Source organism: Paenibacillus periandrae (genome assembly GCF_022458865.1).
Classification (GTDB): Bacteria; Bacillota; Bacilli; order Paenibacillales; family NBRC-103111; genus Paenibacillus_S; species Paenibacillus_S periandrae.
Map to the genome: position 1 here is coordinate 1 of NZ_JAJNMU010000074.1, position 2,195 is coordinate 2,195.

Annotated in this window: 2 protein-coding genes and 1 rRNA gene; 2 read left to right on the top strand and 1 reads right to left on the bottom strand. The window is 40.9% G+C overall.

Annotated elements, in window-relative coordinates; genetic code table 11:
- The first annotated feature begins 398 nt into the window (after positions 1–398).
- Together LRL21_RS44500 and LRL21_RS44505 are read left to right on the top strand one after the other, a co-directional pair.
- A complete protein-coding gene (locus tag LRL21_RS44500) occupies positions 399–1,214 on the top strand; it encodes a stalk domain-containing protein (protein WP_240422170.1) in 816 nt (271 codons plus the stop codon).
- A gap of 107 nt (positions 1,215–1,321) precedes the next feature.
- Complete coding sequence (locus LRL21_RS44505; protein WP_420832578.1) at positions 1,322–2,017, top strand: polysaccharide deacetylase family protein; 696 nt, start codon at positions 1,322–1,324, stop codon at positions 2,015–2,017.
- A 61-nt stretch (positions 2,018–2,078) separates the two neighbouring features.
- Here the strand turns inward: LRL21_RS44505 and rrf are convergent.
- Positions 2,079–2,195 (bottom strand): 5S ribosomal RNA (gene rrf / locus LRL21_RS44510).

Here is a 2,195-nt window from a genome sequence, read left to right on the forward strand (position 1 = left end):
ACTGCTATTTACTCACTCGTTGATTCAGTTTTCAAAGGACAATTCTTTTCGATCATTTTCGACATTCCGTCAAAAGCGACCTGATTAATATAGCACATTCATTCATTCAATTGCAAGTACTTTTTTTCATTTCTTTTTTAAAAGTGTTTCAAGTCATTTCATTATCCGTGCCATCTTGCGGCCGGATTAATAATATACCACATCAGTCTAGATAATTGCAAGCTCTTTATCATATTTATTTGCGTAGTTTGTTATAAATCATGAATAACCCAATTTCAGGTATTTATTGGTTGGTTTTATACATTGTCCTATTTCCTTGTTTGTGATAACTTTTAAAAATGCCATCTGAGAGTTTTCCTTTAAGCCTGTTTACCCTACTTAAAGTTCGGAGGAATTGAATGAGACGTTTTACAAAGCTATTGGTATTGTCTTCAGTTGTATTGTTTTCTTATTTTACTTCGGTAAGCAGCATTCATGCTGCCCCACCGCTAGCAAACAATGTTAAGGTACAAATCAATGAACAGTTGGTTACTTTTCCTGATGCTCAGCCTTTTCTGGATAGCAATCATCTCTTGCAAATCCCGGTTCGTACTATAAGCCAGAAGCTCAATTATGAAATTAACTGGGAACATAAAGAACAGTCAATAAACATCACCATCGCCGCTAAAAACGGCCACACCGTATCCTTTACTACGGGTACCAGCACAGCCACAACTAACGGGAACCCCTTGCACATGGATTCTGCAACCCAATTGATAAACGGAACGGCCTACGTACCTTTACGTGATCTTGCTGATGCCCTTGGTATTCGCCTACAGTGGGATGCCAATAATCATATTGCGATTTTAAATCAGGATGGGAAGTATCACGCTCCCTCTTGGTATGCCCCGAGTTATAAGGTCATCGATGGAACTGCAACTGCTTATACAGGATCATCCGCTGAAAATGGTGGTTACGCAGGCAAAGATTTTTTTGGTAATCCACTAGCTGTCGGCAGTATTTCTGTCGATCCCGACATTATTCCATTAGGCTCCAAAGTCTATATAGAAGGTTATAATTATGATGGTCTTCCCTCTGGTGGTTTGTATGCCACCGCAACCGACACAGGCAATGCTGTAAAAGGAAATAAGATCGATATCTACGTTCCCGATAACGCTGTAAAAGCTGCTCAGTTTGGTATCCAGCAAGTAAAAATATATATTTTGAACAACTAAAATTCCCTGAGAGTGATTGCCTAACCAGCGATTGCTCTTTTTTTGTATAATCCGAGAGGTCCATGACAAACTAAAAGCTATCAAGACTTAGAGGAGTGGAGCGTTTGATAAAAGCATTGATTGGAAAGATCCTGCTATTGATCTTGGTATTAGTAGTAACTACAGCTGCCTCGGCCAACCCCAACAGTGAGGTGGTTTGGAATGTAATTACTGATAAAAAGCTAATTGCCATTACTTTTGATGATGGTCCTAACCCCATTTATACCCCACAAATTTTGGATCTGCTCAAAGCTCATCAAGCCAAGGCAACCTTTTTTGTTTTAGGAAAAAGAGTACAAATGTATCCAGAGCTCGCCATACGTGAGGTAAATGAAGGGCATGAAATCGCTAATCATACTTTTGACCATCATTATTTGAAAAATGTACCACCGGAGAAGCTGATAGAGGAAATACGTCAAACTCAAGATATTATTTTTGATGTAACAGAGCAAATGCCTCACGTCTTTCGTCCTCCAGGAGGTTTCTATAATGATGCGCTGCTTCAACTAACAGGGGAGGATAAGCTTACCGTTGTGATGTGGTCCTGGTATCAGGATACGAAGGATTGGAAGCGGCCTGGCGTGGATAAAATCGTGAGTACGGTGCTCTCGAACGTCCATAATGGAGATATTATATTATTTCATGATCTACAGGGGGATTGCAGCCAAACAGTTGAAGCTCTCAAGCAGATTTTACCGGAGCTCGGAAGGCAAGGTTATCAATTCGTTACTGTGACTGATCTCATTGCTCGAACCAAAAAGTAGAAAAAACCCTGTTTTTCCATACAAAAAAGCAGTTGATCGTTGAGATCAACTGCTTCATCGTGCTTGGCGACGTCCTACTCTCCCAGAACCCTGCGGTTCAAGTACCATTGGCGCTGAAGGGCTTAACGGTCGTGTTCGAGATGGGAACGCGTGGTTCCCCTTCGCCATCATCACCAAA